The 17,008-nt window shown below is 64.7% G+C and carries 14 protein-coding genes; 9 read left to right on the top strand and 5 right to left on the bottom strand.

Annotated elements, in window-relative coordinates:
• Window positions 1-59 precede the first annotated feature (59 nt).
• Window positions 60-1,433 carry a sensor histidine kinase gene (locus V1286_RS20845; RefSeq protein WP_334482187.1) on the top strand — a complete coding sequence of 458 codons (1,374 nt, stop codon included), beginning with the start codon at window positions 60-62 and terminating at the stop codon, window positions 1,431-1,433.
• 160 nt (window positions 1,434-1,593) lie between these two features.
• Window positions 1,594-3,000 (top strand): hypothetical protein, encoded by a 1,407-nt coding sequence (locus tag V1286_RS20840; protein WP_334482186.1) that lies wholly within the window; start codon window positions 1,594-1,596, stop codon window positions 2,998-3,000.
• Between the two features lie 22 nt (window positions 3,001-3,022).
• On the opposite strand, the gene mntR is transcribed toward V1286_RS20840, so the two are convergent.
• On the bottom strand, window positions 3,023-3,499 hold the full coding sequence (gene mntR, locus V1286_RS20835) for a manganese-binding transcriptional regulator MntR (RefSeq protein ID WP_334482185.1): 477 nt from the start codon (window positions 3,497-3,499) through the stop codon (window positions 3,023-3,025).
• Between the two features lie 482 nt (window positions 3,500-3,981).
• Between mntR and V1286_RS20830 the strand changes: the two genes are divergently transcribed.
• Complete coding sequence (locus V1286_RS20830) at window positions 3,982-6,903, top strand: TonB-dependent receptor domain-containing protein (protein ID WP_334482183.1); 2,922 nt, start codon at window positions 3,982-3,984, stop codon at window positions 6,901-6,903.
• A gap of 57 nt (window positions 6,904-6,960) precedes the next feature.
• Here the strand turns inward: V1286_RS20830 and V1286_RS20825 are convergent, their stop codons facing one another.
• From V1286_RS20825 to exbB, 3 genes are read right to left on the bottom strand one after another with little or no spacing between them, the layout of a single operon-like run.
• Window positions 6,961-7,716 carry an energy transducer TonB gene (locus V1286_RS20825; RefSeq protein WP_334482181.1) on the bottom strand — a complete coding sequence of 252 codons (756 nt, stop codon included), beginning with the start codon at window positions 7,714-7,716 and terminating at the stop codon, window positions 6,961-6,963.
• Window positions 7,713-8,138, bottom strand: coding sequence for a TonB system transport protein ExbD (gene exbD / locus V1286_RS20820; RefSeq protein WP_334482180.1), 426 nt, complete (start codon window positions 8,136-8,138; stop codon window positions 7,713-7,715). Before exbD ends, V1286_RS20825 begins: the two co-directional genes overlap by 4 nt.
• A 5-nt stretch (window positions 8,139-8,143) precedes the next feature.
• Window positions 8,144-8,839 carry a tonB-system energizer ExbB gene (gene exbB / locus V1286_RS20815; RefSeq protein ID WP_334482179.1) on the bottom strand — a complete coding sequence of 232 codons (696 nt, stop codon included), beginning with the start codon at window positions 8,837-8,839 and terminating at the stop codon, window positions 8,144-8,146.
• 412 nt (window positions 8,840-9,251) lie between these two features.
• Here exbB and ccmI point away from each other — a divergent pair, with 412 nt between their 5' ends.
• From ccmI to V1286_RS20790, 5 genes are all read left to right on the top strand, one after another.
• Window positions 9,252-10,355 (top strand): c-type cytochrome biogenesis protein CcmI, encoded by a 1,104-nt coding sequence (gene ccmI / locus V1286_RS20810; RefSeq protein ID WP_334482178.1) that lies wholly within the window; start codon window positions 9,252-9,254, stop codon window positions 10,353-10,355.
• 41 nt (window positions 10,356-10,396) lie between these two features.
• The gene (gene ccmE, locus V1286_RS20805) at window positions 10,397-10,888 is read left to right on the top strand and encodes a cytochrome c maturation protein CcmE (RefSeq protein ID WP_108513049.1); all 492 of its coding nucleotides are present in this window, start codon (window positions 10,397-10,399) and stop codon (window positions 10,886-10,888) included.
• Window positions 10,885-12,879: a heme lyase CcmF/NrfE family subunit gene (locus tag V1286_RS20800; protein ID WP_334482176.1), complete on the top strand. Its 1,995-nt coding sequence runs from the start codon at window positions 10,885-10,887 to the stop codon at window positions 12,877-12,879. The genes ccmE and V1286_RS20800 overlap by 4 nt, the downstream gene beginning before the upstream one ends.
• 4 nt (window positions 12,880-12,883) lie before the next feature.
• Window positions 12,884-13,384 carry a cytochrome c-type biogenesis protein gene (locus V1286_RS20795; RefSeq protein ID WP_334482175.1) on the top strand — a complete coding sequence of 167 codons (501 nt, stop codon included), beginning with the start codon at window positions 12,884-12,886 and terminating at the stop codon, window positions 13,382-13,384.
• Window positions 13,385-13,465: 81 nt separating this feature from the next.
• Window positions 13,466-13,990, top strand: coding sequence for a DUF1993 domain-containing protein (locus tag V1286_RS20790; protein ID WP_334482174.1), 525 nt, complete (start codon window positions 13,466-13,468; stop codon window positions 13,988-13,990).
• Window positions 13,991-14,189: 199 nt separating this feature from the next.
• Here the strand turns inward: V1286_RS20790 and V1286_RS20785 are convergent, their stop codons facing one another.
• Entirely contained in the window at window positions 14,190-14,966 is a 777-nt protein-coding gene (locus V1286_RS20785) for a hypothetical protein (RefSeq protein ID WP_334482173.1), read from the bottom strand.
• Window positions 14,967-15,286: 320 nt separating this feature from the next.
• Between V1286_RS20785 and V1286_RS20780 the strand changes: the two genes are divergently transcribed.
• A complete protein-coding gene (locus tag V1286_RS20780; RefSeq protein ID WP_334482172.1) occupies window positions 15,287-16,879 on the top strand; it encodes a Do family serine endopeptidase in 1,593 nt (530 codons plus the stop codon).
• The last annotated feature ends 129 nt before the right edge of the window (window positions 16,880-17,008 follow it).

Below are 17,008 nucleotides of genomic sequence, written 5' to 3'. Positions count from 1 at the left end.
GCTGGTCTCCATCCTTCGGGTCGAGGCCTTAAAGACATGCTTTTCTGGATCGTGCCCTGATGCGCGGAAGCTCGCTCGCCACGCGCTTGTTCCTGTCGGCGACCGCGTGGGTGGTCGTGATCCTGGTCATCACGGGCGTGATCCTGTCGTCGGTCTATCGCAACGCGACCGAGCGCGCCTTCGACCGCCGCCTCAACCTCTATCTCCGCACCCTGATCGCCGAGGTCGCGACCCCGGACGAGCCGCCCGACCACCAGTTCCAGTCACTCGGCGAGCCGCTGTTCGAATTGCCGCTGTCCGGCTGGTACTGGCAGATCGTCCGTACCGACGAGAAGGCCGAGACGCGGGCGTCGCGTTCGCTGTGGGACAAGAAGCTGCCGAAGCTCGAGGAGATCGGCGCGGAGCTGACCCCCGCCGGCATCCGTCTCGGTTACGTCGACGGGCCCGAGGGTCAGAGCCTGCGGGTCGTCGAGCGGCCGGTCGACCTCGGCGCCGACGGCAAGTTCCTGGTCAGCGTGGCCGGCGACGCATCGGAGATTTTCGACGAAATCCGCGCCTTCGACTATTATCTCGGCGGCACCTTCGCAGCGCTCGGCATCGTGCTGCTCCTGACCACGATCTTCCAGGTCCGCTTCGGGCTGGCGCCGCTCAAGCGCATTTCTGAATCGATCGCCGACATCCGCTCCGGCCGCGCCGAACGGCTGGAAGGCGAGTTTCCCGTCGAGATCGCGCCTCTGGCGCGCGAGACCAACGCGCTGATCGACGCCAACCGCGAGATCGTCGAGCGCGCACGTACCCATGTCGGCAATCTCGCCCACGCCATCAAGACGCCGCTCTCCGTCATCGTCAACGAGGCTTCTGCCCACGCGGTAGATTCCTTTGCCAGCAAGGTCTTGGAGCAGGCCGATGTGATGCGGGATCAAGTGGCGCATCATCTGGAACGGGCGCGCATCGCCGCGCGCGTCACCATCGTCGGCACCGTCACGGAGGTCGCGCCCGCCATCGAGGCGCTGCGGCGGACCATGGAAAAGATCCACCGGGATCGCAGTATCACGATCGCGGCGAAGGCCGACGCGCAAGCCAAGTTCCGCGGCGAGCGCCAGGACCTCGAGGAGATGGCCGGCAATCTGGTCGACAATGCCTGCAAATGGGCGGCCTCGCAGGTTCTCATCGAGGTGAGGGTGGAGCCGCCGTCGGAGCCCCGTGGCGGGCCACGGCTGCGGATCATTGTCGATGACGATGGCCGCGGATTGTCCGCCGCCGAGCGCGCGCAGGTGTCCCGGCGCGGCCAGCGCCTGGACGAGTCCAAGCCGGGTTCCGGGCTCGGGCTTTCGATCGTGGTCGATCTCGCCGGCCTCTATGGCGGCAGCCTTGCCCTGGGCGACGCCCCGATCGGCGGGCTGCGGGCAGAACTGGTGCTGCCGGGGGTCTGAACGGCTCGCCCGGCTGGTTACCCGGGGTTGAGGGGATTGATCCGGCAAGCCTGAGGTTGATTTCGTTATTCCTAAACGACTTCTTAACGCGCACACTTCTAAGGTCGGCGGTGGACGCGTTTTGCCGTCCACATGACACACGCATATCCACACCAGGCGAATGAGCCAGACATCGACCGAGCGGCTGAGGGACTATCTCGCCCAGCTCCCGCCGCAATCGCAGGCGCTGCTGATGCGGGAATTCGAGCGCGCCATTGAGCGCGGGGAGGACGTCGCCGTCGCAAATTTCGTGCTCGAGCAGCTTCGCAAGGTCGTGCGCGGAACCGAGCAAGACGACGAGGCGCGTCCGCGGACCGACGATCCGGCGCGCCTGTTGTATGGTCCGCTCAAGCCTTTTCTGGTCGAGAGCAATTTTCCCGTCAGGGCCGGGCAGATCCGGCGTGCATCGCTGCTGCCGGTCTGGCAATGGCTGGGCCGCGACGGGGCGCCCGAGGCTGCGCGCGCATTCGAAACCGCGCTCGCCGGGATCCGGCAGAGCGGGAGCAGCGCCGGCCTCGAAGGCGCGACCCGCAAGTTCCAGCTCGCCGCGGCCGAAGCGATCATCAAGATAGCCACGCCGGTCGCCGGCGAAGACACGCATCGGACGCTCGCCCGTATCGGCCCGCCCAATGTCGTCGAGGATCTATTGTCGATAGGGGGCGTGCTGCGGGCGCGCGAGGCGTTGGAGACGCTCGGCAGCCGGATGCCCGGCCAGATGCGGGTATTTTCCGAAGCCCAGATTGCTTCGGTGGGTTCGGCGCTCAACGTTCCCTCGTTGCAGACGCCGCAATTGCTGCCGTTCGCGCTGTCGCTGATCATGCAGCGGCTGGCGCAGCCGTGGCAGATCATCCGTCTCGCGATCAAGATGGCGGCATCCGACGACGAGATACGCGTGGCCGCCACGCCCTACGGCATCGCCGTCACGATCGCGCTGCACGACCTGTCGTTCCTCGCGGCCTGTCTGCGCACGGACATCAGGCGCAGCCATTTCGACAATGTCGGCGAGCAACTGAAAGCCCTGCACGATGGCGTGCGCGGGCTGCGCACCGAGCTCGATCTGCGCAACGATTCCGCGTGGGGCCGCCAGCTCACGGCGATCCGCGCCGAAATTTCCAATTCACTGCAGTCGGAGATCGAGAGCGTGCCCGGCCGGGTTCGCCGCATCCTGCGTCAGCGCGCCGACAAGGATATCGCTGCCGCGCCGAAAATCGACGCCCCGGAGGTCGAAGAGATCGCCGCCCTGATCGACTTCGTGGCGGTGTGCCGCACCTATGCCAGCGAACTCGCCATCAACGAGGTCACGCTGCGGACCTATTCCGACCTGCAGCATTACGTCGAGCGATCCACCGAGAGCTTGGTGCAGGCGCTGCGCGGCGGCGACACCAGGGCGCGCGCCTACCGCCAGATGCAGGCCCAGGCGGCGATCCGCTTCTGCGAAATCCTGTTCGGCCATGACTATGCGTCGCTGATGAGCCGGGCGGCCGAAAATGCCGTGACCGGCGAGCGCAAAGCGACCAAGGCGAGCTAGGCCCGGTTTCGGCCCTATCACATCACGCTTTGCGTCGATCCCTGGCGTCGCGAAGAAATTCGGCGAAGGCCTTGAGGGTCACATCGGAAACATGATGTTCGATGCCCTCGGCGTCAGCCTCCGCGGCTTCCTGAGGAACGCCCAGCGCCAGCAGGACATCCACCACCAGACGGTGACGGGCACGGACGCGCTTGGCGAGAGTCTCGCCCTTTTCGGTCAGGAACACCCCGCGGTAGGGGCGAGCCGTGACCAGGTCTTCGCGCTTCAACCGCGCGATGGTGTCGATAGCCGTTGGGTGGGATACGCCCAGCCTGCGCGCGATGTCGGTCGGGCGCGCCTCGCCGGTCGTTCCGAGTAGATCCGAAATCAGTTCGACATAGTCTTCCAGAACCGCGGTCGACCGCGCCGATCGCGCCTTGCCAAAGCGGCGCGCCTGCGTCTGTTCCGTAGGCAGCGGCTGCATCGGTTTGGCCCGATCTGTCGAGGGCTTGCGCACCACTGCACCTTCCAGGCGAATCCATCCAGACGAGGCGCGACCATGGCGTGGTGCCGACCACATTGCAAGTTGGCGGCTTGTCGCCGATCTGCAACATTCCGGCGCTGGGCATTTGCGACTCGTTCGCAGCATCTTGACAGTTAACGGTCCAGCATTAACATGTAGCCTTACCTACGTTTTGGTGTCGCGGCTTATCGGTGCCGTTGCTGAAGCGCGATCGGCTGGGGATGAATATGCGCGCGACGCGAATGGCTCTTGTGGGCACATCGGCGCTGGCAGCGGTTTGTTTGAGCCACGCCGCGGCGCTCGCGCAAACGGTACCCCCTGCGCCGTCGGCGCCCCAGGCCGCGCCTCCTGCCGAACCACCGGCTCCCGCACCACCCCCGGCGGCGGGGCAAGCCCCGACCGAGCCGGCTTCCCCGCAGGCCGCGCCGGCCACGGCGGCCGGACCGCAAGCCACGCCGAGCGCGCCGGCGGAAGTTGACATGCCGCAAGTGACCGTCGAGGGGCGTCAGCCTAAACCCGCGCGGCGGGCGGCGCGAAGCGAGTCCGGTCGACGTTCGACGACGGTGGCGGCACCGTTGCCGGCGCCAACGCCTGCAACCGCGCCGACGTCGCCGTTCAATCCGCCATTCGCGCCGCTGTCGACGATCGGGAGCAACCAGATCCAGACCGACAGCAACAGCGGTGGATTCGGCAACTTGTTCACCAACATGCCCGGCGCGACTTCGGCGGGGCTTGCCCAGGAATCGTCCCGGCCCGTTCTGCGGGGCTTGTCGGACGCAAAAGTCCGTATTCAGGAGAACGGCGTCGGTGCGGTCGATGTGTCGGATATCGCGCAAGACCACGCGGTGCCGATCGACCCTCTCGCCATCCAGAAGGTTGATATTGTTCGCGGACCGGATGCGCTCCGCTTCGGTTCGCAGGCTATCGGAGGCGTTGTTGACGCCACCAACAATCGGATTCCGACCGCCGCTCCGCCGGGCGGGCTGGCCGCGGAGTTGAAGTCCGGTGTGACCAGCGTCAACAGGGGGTGGGAGAGCGGGCTCTTGCTGGATGCAGGCGGCCGCAACGCCGCCGTTCACGCCGACATCTACGGGCGATCCTCCGGCGATTACAGCGTCCCGAGTTACCCGTATCTCGTACCGCCAATCCCCGCGCCTGCCTTCAACGGCAAGCAACCGAATTCTGCTTCGCAAAGCGCAGGCGCGGCTGTCGGCGGCTCCTGGCTTTTCGACGGTGGTTATGCCGGCATCGCCGTCTCTCGTTTTACGAGCGACTACTACGTCCCCGGTATTGCCACCGCGGCAGCCCGCCAGCACAACGACCTCGAGCAAACCAAGATCAGCTCAAAGGGCGAGTATCGTCCGGACGCGAGCGCGCTGGCGGCCGTCAGGTACTGGACCGGATATTCGGAGTACAGGCACGACGAGACGGTGCTCGCCACCACCGGATTCCAGGAGATTACTGCCACGTTCAAGAACCGGCAGACCGAGGGCAAGCTCGAGTTCGAACTTGCGCCGTTCGCCACGCCAGTGGGTCCGCTGACCAGTATTTTCGGAGCCCAAGGCGCCTACCAGCAACTGGATACGGCAGGGCAGGCGATCTTGCTTCCGGCCCAGACCAGAACGGCGGCGGCGTACTTCCTCAATGAGGTCAGGCACACGGACACGCTGCGCACGCAATTGGCCGGACGCATCGAGGGAGTCAATGTCGCGGGAACGGCGTTCACCTTTCCGCCGAATTTTCTTCCGCCGCCGGACGTGCCGGGCCAGGCAGCCGCCAAGCTCGACTTCATGCCGAAGAGCGTCAGTTTCGGCATCATCAAGGATCTCCCAGCCTCGCTGGTCGGGAGTCTCACGCTGCAACGTATCGAACGCGCGCCACGCGCGCTCGAGCTGTTCGCCCAAGGTCCGGATGGTTCGGAGAAGACCTTCAAGATCGGCAACCCGAATCTCGGGATTGAAACCGCGCAGACGGCGGAAATCGGCCTGAAACGGACGGACGGCGATTTCAGGTTCGCCGCCAATGCCTACTACACGTCGTACAGCAAGTTCATTTTCTCGCGCGCCACCGGCATCTTCTGCCAGGAAACGTTTGCAACATGCGGCGCCGGCACCGATTACATCCAGGTCAACTACGATCAGCGCGACGCAAACTTCCGCGGCGGCGAACTGGCCTGGCAGTGGGATGCTGCAAGGCTCGGCGATGGCACCTTCGGCCTCGATAGCCAATTTGATGTCGTGCGGGCAACGTTCACCGACGGCAGCAACGTACCGCGCATTCCTCCGATGCGTCTCGGCGGCGGTGTCTACTGGCGCAACGACAACTGGTTTGTACGCGCAGGCTGGCTGCATGCATTTGCGCAGAATGACATTCCGCAGTTCGACACCACGACGCCCGGATACGATCTGGTCAAAGTGCAGGTCGAGCACCGGAAGTTCTGGAAGGATTCGCCGTGGGGCGCGGTCGAGGTCGCGACCGGGCTGATCGGCGACAATCTGCTCAACGCCAACATTCGCAACTCCGTTCAATTCCACAAGGACGAGATCCTGCAGCCGGGGCGGGGCTTCAAGCTGTTTTTCAATGTCAAATACGGCGTCGACCGGCCGAGCGGACCTCCAGGCACCTGGATCGGCGCGGCGAGACGGTCGGGCGGCAACGGATTCTACAAGAGTCCTGCGCTCGATGCGGCGGCCTGGAACTGGGCGGGCATCTATGCGGGCGGCAATGTCGGATATCTTAGAGGCGAGGGGGTTACCAACGCGGCGTTCAACGACGCTGCAACCGGTGCGTCACTTTCCGGGGCCCACCTGTCGGCAGCGCACAACACCGCGAGCTTTGGCGTTCAGTCCGGCTACAACTGGACATCGGGCCGGCTCCTGGCCGGCATCGAGGGAGATTTTGAATACCGCAATCAGCGCGGACGCAGCGCCACCGCTTGCCCCGGTAACATCTGCAACGCCGCGCTGGCTCCGCTGGACGCAACCGTGACGGCGAGCCTGGATTATCGTTTGGGGTGGGTCGCCTCAGCCCGCGGGCGCATCGGAGCGCTCGTGACGCCGGACCTGCTTGCTTACGCCACGGCGGGCGTACCGTTCGGCAAGATAACGACGGCGACTTCCGTCGCAGGTTTCGACAATGCAGGTGTCGCGACGACGGCGTCTCTGGATCGTCACCTGTATCGATTTGGCTGGGCCGTCGGCGCCGGTTTTGAGACGCGGCTTACGGGTAACTGGACCGCAAAGCTCGAATACCTTCACATGGATTTCGGTTCGGTGCGTTCGACGCCGCCCACGGTCGCCAACACTGCCGTTGCGTTCGACGCCAATACGCGGGTGACCAGCGATGGGGTCAGGATGGGCGTGAACTACAAATTCGCCGGCGGCGCGATCGTCACGGACTAACGGTCGAACGGACGCTCCGCGACCGGACGACCGGTCAAGTACCGCATGTCGTCCGTATTATTTGACGGTGAAACGGATCGGCTGCTTCACGACAACGAATTCGCCGGGAAACGTTGCGGGCGGCGCAGGGAAGGGTTGTGCGCGCTTGAGGAGCGCGACGGCTTCCTCATCAAGCGCGTTGGAGCCCGAGCTTTGAGTTACGCGCGAGCTGACAACCATTCCCTTGCGATCGAGCGTGAACGACACCTGCGCCGTCCCTTGCTCGCGCCGCGACCGTGCGGCCTCCGGATATCGCTTGTTCCTTTCGACCAAGGCAAGGACCTGGGTTCGCCACGTCACCACGGCCTCCGAATTTTTGTCATTCGGCACACCCTGGTTCGGCGCCACGGCTACCGGTGCGGTCCGTTCGTTGACCGCTGGTGGCGCTGAGGTGGTGGCGGCCGCCGCCTGCTGCTGCGGCGCCACGTCAGGCTGTGGTTTGGTCGGCAGCGCCACGGCCGCGTCCGGGCTGGGAGCGGGCGGCAGTTCAGGCGTTTCATCTGGCGGCGTTTCCTCAGGCTTCGCCACCGGCTGCGCTTCCGACATCACCTGTTCCGGACCGGGCGCGATGTCGGTCGGCGTGGTCGAGGGCGCTGCGGCCAGCGGCGCCAGATCGACCACGATCGCGCCCGAAGGTTCAGCGGCCATGGTGTCGTCCGGATGGCGCCAGTTGGCGAGCATGGCGGTCAATCCGGCGTAGACGCACAGCACCGCAAGGCTGCTGAACATCCACCGTTGCAGGTCGGAACGATCTTCGGCCGCAAGCTGCATCATGGCGACGAGGCTTGCTCCATTCCGACCAGCGCGACCTTGAGGTAGCCGGCGGCGCGCAGCAGATTCATCACCTGCATCACCTCGCCATACGGAACGAGTTTGTCGGCGCGCAGGAAAATGCGGGTATCCTTCTGGCCGCTGGTGCTGGCATCGAGCACGCCGGACAGCGCGCTGCGGCCGACCGTTTCGTTGCCGACGGAGAGCGACAGGTCCGGCTTCACGGTCAGGTAGACCGGCTTGTCCGGCCGCGGCTGCGGCTGCGCGTTCGAGGCCGGAAGATCGACGGCGATATCGACGGTCGCAAGCGGGGCTGCGACCATGAAGATGATGAGCAGAACGAGAATGACGTCGATGAACGGCGTCACATTGATCTCATGGACCTCGGACAGATCGCCATTGCCCTGGTTCAGACTCGCGGCCATGGCTGCTACTCCGCCGCCGCGAGATGCCGCCGCACGAGCAGGGCGCCGCTGTCGAGGTCACGCCCAACGAGGCGGGTGATCTCCGCAGATCCGTCGCCAAGCAGCGCGCGGTATGAGGCGATCTGGCGCGCGAACAGATTGTAGATCACGACCGCGGGAATCGCCGCCACCAGCCCGAGCGCCGTCGCCAGCAGCGCCTCGGCTATACCGGGCGCGACCACGGCGAGGTTGGTGGTTTGCGACTTCGAGATGCCGATAAAGCTGTTCATGATTCCCCAGACCGTCCCGAACAGTCCGACGAACGGGCCGGTCGACCCGATGGTCGCAAGCACGCCGGTGCCGAAGGCGATCCGCCTGCTTGCCGCCGCCTCGATCTGCTGCAGCCGGGAAGTGATCCTCACCTTGATCCCGTCCTTGTCCATTCGATCGGTACTCAATCTCAATTCCGCCAGCGCGCCCTCGAGCAATTGGGCGACCACGCCCTGGCGGACCTGCTGCATGGCGTCGTCCACGCTTCGGGCGCTGGCGAGTTCGCGCACGGCGCCTCGCGCATTTTGCCGCGCCTTGATCAGTTCGATGGTCTTCGATAGCCATACGGTCCAGGTGACTGCGGTCGCAAAAACCAGGCCGACCATCACCGCTTTGACGACGATGTCGGCCTGCATGAACATGCCCCAGGGGCTGAGATCCCGGGGTAGCATCGCGGCTGCGACTGCGGTCCGATCTGTTGCATCCTGAGCAGAGGCCGGAAAGCACAGCAACAACAGCGGAAACGAAAGAAGCGGAGTGCCACGGCGAAGTTCGCGTCGAAGTGCTTTCCAGGATCGCATCAGGTTTGCCTCTGGGGAAATTAACGCCTTAGCCTCATTATGTAGCATCACCTACGTCTTGGTGTAAACGCTAATGGCCTCCCCTCCGTGCATCTTGGTTCCGATGCAATTTGGGCGGTCCGGCGCTTCCCCGCGACGACCTGCGGCGAAGCGGCCCAGACGACGATCGCGGTTTCGCCGTTCTTTCTGCCGCAATTGGCAATTGCCGGGCTTGCCGCCGGTGGTGTAAAGCGGCGTATCGGCGCTCGCTTGGACGCGCCGTTCCGCCCCCGGGAACCGCTTGATGACGTTGTGGTTTGTGTTCGCGCTGATGACGGTCGCGGCGATCTTCGCCGTGCTCTGGCCGTTGAGCCGCGGCTCTTCCGCGTCGGCCGGTGGCAGTGAGGTTGTGGTCTACAGGGATCAGCTCGCCGAGATCGATCGCGATGTAGCTGCGGGTCTGATCGGTGTGTCCGAGGCCGAGGCCGCGCGTGTCGAAATCGGCCGCCGCCTGCTTGCTGCTGCGGACGGCCAGCGCGACCTGCCGGCGCTGTCGAATCTTGGTCTGCGCCGCGCTTCCGCGATCGTGGCGCTGGTAGGGTTGCCGATCGCGGCCGTGACCTTCTACCTCGCGCTCGGCTCGCCGCGTCTCGGTGATTTTCCGCTGGCCTCGCGCACGCGCACGGCGGATGTCAACCAGCCGCTCGACAACATGGTGGCGCAGGTCGAGGCGCATCTCGAAAAAAATCCGTCCGATGGCCGCGGCTGGACCGTGCTGGCGCCGGTGCTGGCGCGTCTCGGCCGTTACGATGATGCGGTCCGCGCCTACCGTAATGTCATCACCTATGCCGGTGACAGCGCGGAGCGTCGCTCTGATCTCGGCGAGGCGCTAGTGATCGTGGCGGGCGGTGTCGTCACGGCGGAGGCCAAGGCCGAATTCCAACGCGCGATGGCGCAGAACCCCGATGAGCCCAGGGCGAATTATTTCCTCGGGCTCGCCGCCGAACAGGACGGCCGCCAGGCCGATGCCGCCGCGATCTGGCGCGGCATGCTCGCCAAGGCGCCGGCCGACGTGCCATGGCGGTCGCTGATCGAGGCGGCGCTGGCCAGGGTCGGCGATCCTGCCGCGCCAGCGCTGTCCAACGATGCGATGGCCGCCGCCAAGGATATGAACGAAGACGACCGCGGCGCCATGATCCGCGGCATGGTCGACCGCCTCGCGACGCGGCTGAAGCAGAACGGCGACGACGTCGAGGGATGGTTGCGGCTGATGCGGGCCTATATGGTGATGGGGGAACGCGACAAGGCGGCGAGTGCGCTGACTGAGGCGCGGCAGGCGGTCGCCAACGATACCGAGCGCTTGCGCCAGCTCAATGAGGGCGTGAAGAATCTCGGGCTTGGTGGGTGAGGCAGGATGCCGGAACCCAAAGACGAGGACAGAGGATATTCATGACGCGCAAGCAACGGCGTTTGACCATGATCGGCGGTTCGCTCGCGGTGCTCGCAATTGCCGCGGCGCTGGTGCTGAACGCGATGCGCGATTCCATCGTGTTCTTTTCCACGCCGACGATGGCGGCCGAGAAGCAGATCCCGCCCGGCAAGCGGTTCCGTCTCGGCGGCCTGGTGCAACCGGGCTCGCTGGTGCGCGGCGACAATCTCGCGGTCAATTTCAGCGTCGCCGACGGCAGCGCCACGCTGCCGGTTGCCTACAAGGGAATTTTGCCGGACCTGTTCCGTGAAGGGCAGGGCGTCGTTGCCGAGGGGACGCTGGATGCCTCCGGCGTCTTCAAGGCCGATACTGTGCTTGCCAAGCATGACGAGACCTATATGCCCAAGGATGTCGCCGACGCCCTGAAGAAGCAGGGGCACTGGAAGGACGATTACGGCGCAAAGCCCGGCGCCGCGGCCGCGGCCGCGCCGGTCCAGGGGGCTTCGAAGTGATCGCGGAAGCCGGGCATTACGCGCTGGTGCTGGCGCTCGGACTGGCGCTGATCCAGTCCGCCGTGCCGTTGCTTGGCGCACGCTGGGGCGATCATGCCCTGATGAATGTCGCGCGTTCTACCGCGCTCGCGCAATTGCTGTTCGTGGCGGCCTCGTTCACGGCGCTGACCATGCTGCACGTCGTCTCGGATTTCTCCGTCGTCAACGTGTTCGAGAATTCGCACTCGATGAAGCCGCTGCTCTACAAGATCACCGGCGTGTGGGGCAATCACGAAGGATCGATGCTGCTGTGGGTGCTGATCCTCGCGCTGTTCGGCGGCCTGGTCGCCGCCTTCGGCAATAATCTGCCGCTGTCGCTGCGCGCGCATGTGCTGGCGGTGCAGGGCTGGATCGCGGCCGCGTTCTATCTGTTCATCCTGGTCACCTCGAATCCATTTTTGCGCATTGCAAGCCCGCCGATCGAGGGCCGCGACCTCAATCCTGTGCTGCAGGACATCGGCCTCGCCGTGCATCCGCCGATGCTCTATCTCGGCTATGTCGGATTTTCGATCTCGTTTTCCTTTGCGGTTGCCGCCTTGATCGAAGGCCGGATCGACGCCGCGTGGGCGCGCTGGGTGCGGCCGTGGACGCTGGTGGCATGGATCTTCCTCACGCTCGGCATCGCCATGGGGTCGTACTGGGCCTATTACGAACTCGGCTGGGGCGGCTGGTGGTTCTGGGACCCGGTCGAGAATGCTTCGCTGATGCCCTGGCTCGCCGGCACCGCGCTGTTGCATTCCGCCGTCGTGATGGAAAAGCGCAACGCGCTGAAGGTCTGGACCATCCTGCTGTCGATCCTGACGTTTTCGCTGTCACTGCTCGGCACCTTCCTGGTGCGCTCGGGCGTGCTGACCTCGGTGCACGCGTTCGCGACCGATCCGACCCGCGGCGTGTTCATTCTCCTGATCCTCTGCATCTTTATCGGCGGCAGCCTGTTGCTGTACGCTTGGCGCGCGTCGGCGCTGAAGCAGGGCGGGCTGTTCGCGCCGATCTCGCGCGAGGGCGCGCTGGTACTCAATAACCTGTTTCTCACCACGGCCTGCGCCACCGTCTTCATCGGAACGCTGTATCCGCTGGCGCTGGAGGTTGTGACCGGCGACAAGATTTCGGTCGGCGCGCCGTTCTTCAATCTCACTTTCGGTCCCTTGTTCGTGCCGCTGATGGCCGCGATGCCGTTCGCGCCGCTATTGGCATGGAAGCGCGGCGATCTGCTCGGCGCGGCGCAGCGGCTGACGGCGGCCGGCATTGCGGCGCTGGTTGCGATTGCGGTGTTGTTTGCGTGGACCCAGGGCGGGGCCACGTTCGCACCGCTCGCCATCGGGCTCGCGGTCTTCGTCATCGGTGGCGCGCTCAGTGATCTGGCCGAACGGACGGCGCTGTTCCGTGCTCCCTTGGCGACTGCGGTGGCCCGCGCGCGGGGATTGCCGCGGGCGACCTGGGGCACGGCGTTCGCCCATGCCGGCGTTGGCATCGCCTTGATCGGGATCGTCTGCGAAACTACCTGGAACAGCGAATATATCGGCTCGATGAAGCCGAACGCAGTCGCCAACGTCGCCGGCTATCAGTTGAAGCTCGATGGCGTAACGCAGCGGCAGGGGCCGAATTTTCGCGAGATGATCGCCCAGTTCACGGTCACGCTCGACGGTGAGGAGTTGCGCGTGATGACACCGTCGAAGCGCAACTTCACCACGCGGGAGTCGTCGACCACCGAGGCCGCGCTGCTGACCCGCGGCGCCAGCCAGCTTTACGTTTCGCTCGGCGAAACCAATGCCGAGGGCGCCATCGCGGTGCGCATCTATCACAAGCCGCTGGTGCTGCTGATTTGGTGGGGCCCGGTCTTGATGGCATTCGGCGGCCTGCTGTCGCTCTCGGACCGGCGGCTGCGCGTCGGCGCGCCGAAGCCTGCCAAGAAGCAGGCCAAGGCTGCCCGTGCGCTGCAGCCGGCGGAGTGAGCCGTTGAGGAAGCTTCTCGCCAGCATTGCTGTTGTCGCGCTCGTGGCCGGATGCCCGGCCGCCTACGCGGTGCAGCCCGACGAGATCATGGCCGATCCCGCAAAGGAAGCGCGCGCGCGCGACCTGTCGCGCGAGCTGCGCTGCATGGTGTGCCAGAACCAGTCGATCGACGATTCCGACGCGCCGCTGGCGCGCGACCTGCGGCTTTTGGTGCGCGAGCGGATCGCGACCGGCGACAGCGACAGCCAGGTGATCGATTTCCTGGTGGCGCGCTATGGCGAGTTCGTGCTGCTGAAGCCGCGCTTCACGCCGCATACGCTGCTGCTGTGGCTGCTGCCGCCGCTCGCGTTGATCGGAGGCGGACTTGCGCTGTGGTTCTACAGCCGGCGCCGCTCGAATAATTCCGGCAGTCCGACCGATCCCTCGCTCCTGCATTTGACGGAAGAGGAAGAGGCGAGGCTGGATCGCCTGCTCGCGGCCGATGCGCCGGACAAGCAGGCTTAAGCCCGCGCCATTGCAAGCGGGCGGGTTTGCGCTATGACTCCCTTTGTTCAATAACAAATATTGCCCAGGGAGAATCCTGACATGGCCCTTTCACTCTACGACGCCAGCGTGGCGAATTATCTGCAGACCCTTGGTGCCGTCAGCGGCTGCCTCGAGCGCGGCCTCGTCTATTTCCGCGAACAGAACATCGATCCGGAAGCCATGGTCGAAGCGCGGCTGGCGCCGGACATGCTGCCGCTGCGGTTCCAGATCATCTCCGTCGCCCAGCATTCCCGCGGCGCCATCGAGGCCGTGCAGAGCGGAGAATTTCGTCCGCCTTCAGCGAAGACGGCATACGATTATGCAGGATTGCAGTCCCTCATCGCGCAAACCATCGAGGCCTTGTCGGCATGGACGCCGGAGGCGGTCAATGCGTTGGCCGGCAAGGACGTCGTGTTCAATCTCGGCGAGCGTAAATTGCCCTTCACGGCGGAGGATTTTCTGATGTCGTTCTCGCTCCCCAACTTCTATTTCCACGCCACCACCGCCTACGACATCCTGCGCACCAATGGTGTGCCGTTGGGCAAGCGGGATTTCCTGGGCCGGCTGAAGATGAAGAAGAGCTGAGACGGGTCTTCGGGCGAGGGGTGCGATTGTTGCGCGTCCCCGCAACGATGCGCTCGATACCAACTTCCAGAATTACGTCGACGTGGTCGGCTTCTTCACCAGCACGGATACCCTCGAATTCGTGTTCGACATCAACGGCAACGGCATCCAGATCAGCTAAATTGTGATACCTAAGAAAACGGCGCAGGAGGAGTCGCTGTTATTGGCCCATCAGCGCGTCGCGCTGGGCAATGAGATTCGCGCGGGCGTCGCTGTTGTCCCGGATGTCGCGCGAGATCAAATCCATCATGGCACGTCTGGTCGCCAAAGACTTCTGCTGATCTTCGACTGATGTTGCGATGCCTTCCTTCCGGGTCGTCACTGTGCCGTCGCCCCGGAAATTGTACTGGATACCGTCTTTCACGAACCCATAGGTAACGTTTGGGTCAAGAGGAGGCAGTCTCCGGCCGGCGTCCTTTAGCATCTGCAATGCCTTGGCGGCGTCCGCAGCATTGAGCGTTACTTCGGGAGATATCGGAGAGTTCAGCATCTTGTCGTAAGATTTCTGAAGTCTCCCGATTCCGGCCTTGTTCGTGCCCTGCCTTGCGTCCTGCAAATCGAGCAAAGTGAGCTGGCTGTTGATTTTGGCCAATGCTACCCGGTGATCCATGGCCTGCATGTGTCCCTGGAAGCGATCCTCGCCTGCTTGCGACCAGGTATCCATGGCTTGCTGCGCGCCGTCTGGGCCTTGTTTGAAGGCGGCCATCAGTCGATCCAGCGCGTCCTGCGACAACGACACCTGCGTGGCGGGGCCACGGTCGCTGTCGTTCGGCGTCGCGTTCGATGCGGGCTGTTTGGCGTTGTCATCCCCGTCGAGAGCCATATAGGCGAGGGGATTCAATGTGGCGGCTTGGCTGGAAACGGCGCTGACCATGGTTTTCTTCCTGATCCTTGTCGTTGATGGCGGGATGCAAAATTCGCCTTCGGCGACCCGCAACCTCACTCTCCTTGTTCGTGCAGAGGTTGTGACACGGACAGGTTTAACGTAAGATTTAGGGGAGCTTCGAGAGTCTGCGCCTTCTCGAAATACGGGCGGCGGAGGGAAGCTGTCTTTCCTCCGAAAGTCGTTTTTTAGTCTGCGCTAACCCATTGATTGCCTGCGCTATTCTGCCGCACGCATGAGGCCCGCGCATTACCAAAGTTTAATCCCCTAGCCAGCGCGCGGTAAGGCGGCAGGCCCCATCTTCCGACGTGACAGGTGCCCAGCCCCCGCACCGTGGAAGAATGAAGAATTCACGCTCTGGAGATTTTACAGACATGACCGAACGTCCCATCGATCTTTCCTCGCTACCGTCGCACGGCGCAGCCCGCCGTTCGCTGTTCTCCGCCCGCAAATTCGCGCTGATGGCTTCCGTCGTCGCCGGCCTCGGCGCCGCTGTTTATGGTTTCAGCCCGCAGGGCCCCGTCGATGTCTTCACCAGTGCGGCGCACGCGCAGGTCAACAATGAGGTCCGCAAGGTCGAGCGGCCGATCGGCTTCGCCGACATTGTCGAGCGCGTGAAGCCGTCGGTGATCTCGGTCAAGATCAACATCGCCGACAAGAGTTCCAAGGACGACAGCGCCAACAAGGACGAGGACTCGCCGTTCCAGCCGGGCTCGCCGATGGAGCGCTTCTTCCGCCGCTTCGGCGGACCGGATGGCTTGCCCCCGGGCTTGCGCGGCGGACCGCGTGGCGGCCGTGGCCCGGTGACGGGTCAGGGTTCCGGATTCTTCATCTCGCCTGACGGCTTTGCCGTGACCAACAACCACGTGGTCGACGGCGCCGACAAGGTCGAAGTCACCATGGATGACGGCAAGACCTACACCGCGAAAGTGATCGGCACCGATCCGCGCACGGATTTGGCGCTGATCAAGGTTGCCGGCCGCACCGATTTCCCGTTCGCCAAGCTGTCCGACAGCAAGCCGCGGATCGGCGACTGGGTGCTCGCGGTCGGCAACCCGTTCGGCCTCGGCGGCACCGTGACCGCCGGCATCGTCTCGGCCTCCGGCCGTGACATCGGCAACGGCCCCTATGACGACTTCATCCAGATCGACGCGCCCGTGAACAAGGGCAACTCCGGCGGTCCAGCGTTCGATACCAATGGTGAAGTGATGGGCGTCAACACCGCGATCTATTCGCCGTCCGGCGGCAGCGTCGGCATCGCGTTCTCGATCCCTGCTTCGACGGTCAAGAGCGTGATCGCCCAGCTCAAGGACAAGGGCTCGGTCAGCCGCGGCTGGATCGGCGTCCAGATCCAGCCGGTGACGTCAGACATTGCCGACAGCCTCGGCATGAAGAAGGCGGAAGGCGCGCTGGTAGCGGAACCGCAGGCCAATGGCCCGGCGGCGAAGGCCGGCATCCAGTCGGGTGACGTCATCACCGCCGTCAATGGCGAGCCGGTCAAGGATGCCAAGGAACTCGCCCGCACCATCGGCGGTCTCGCGCCGGGCAATGCGGTCAAGCTCAATGTGCTGCAGAAGGGCCAGGACAAGGTCATCAACCTCACGCTCGGCCAGTTGCCGAACACGATCGAGGCCAAGGCCGACACCGACAAGGAAGACAAGGGCGGCCCGACCAAGGGAACCGGCGTGCCGAAGCTCGGCCTGACGGTTGCCCCCGCCAACAGCGTGGCCGGCGCCGGCAGGGAAGGCGTCGTGGTCACCGAGGTCGACCCGAAGAGCGCGGCGGCCGAACGCGGCTTCAAGGAAGGCGACGTCATTCTCGAGGTCGCCGGCAAGAGCGTTGCGACAGCCGGTGAGGTGCGCGAGGCGATCGACGCAGCGCGGACCGACAACAAGAACAGCGTTCTCATGCGCGTGAAGAGCGGCGGTTCGTCGCGCTTCGTGGCGGTGCCGCTGGCGAAGGGCTAAACGAGGACTAGATATCAGATGGAGGGTTTCGCCGGCATTCGTCGCCCCCGCCGACGTCTCCTTCCGGGGAGCGGGTCCAAAGCTCGCTCCCTTTGGCAACCTTCCAGCGGAATACGCCCCCCTCCGTCG

It is taken from the genome of Bradyrhizobium algeriense (genome assembly GCF_036924595.1).
GTDB classification, from domain to species: Bacteria; Pseudomonadota; Alphaproteobacteria; order Rhizobiales; family Xanthobacteraceae; genus Bradyrhizobium; species Bradyrhizobium algeriense.
The sequence above is the reverse complement of the archived record's forward strand: the minus strand, read 5'-3'. Positions and strand labels throughout refer to the sequence as shown.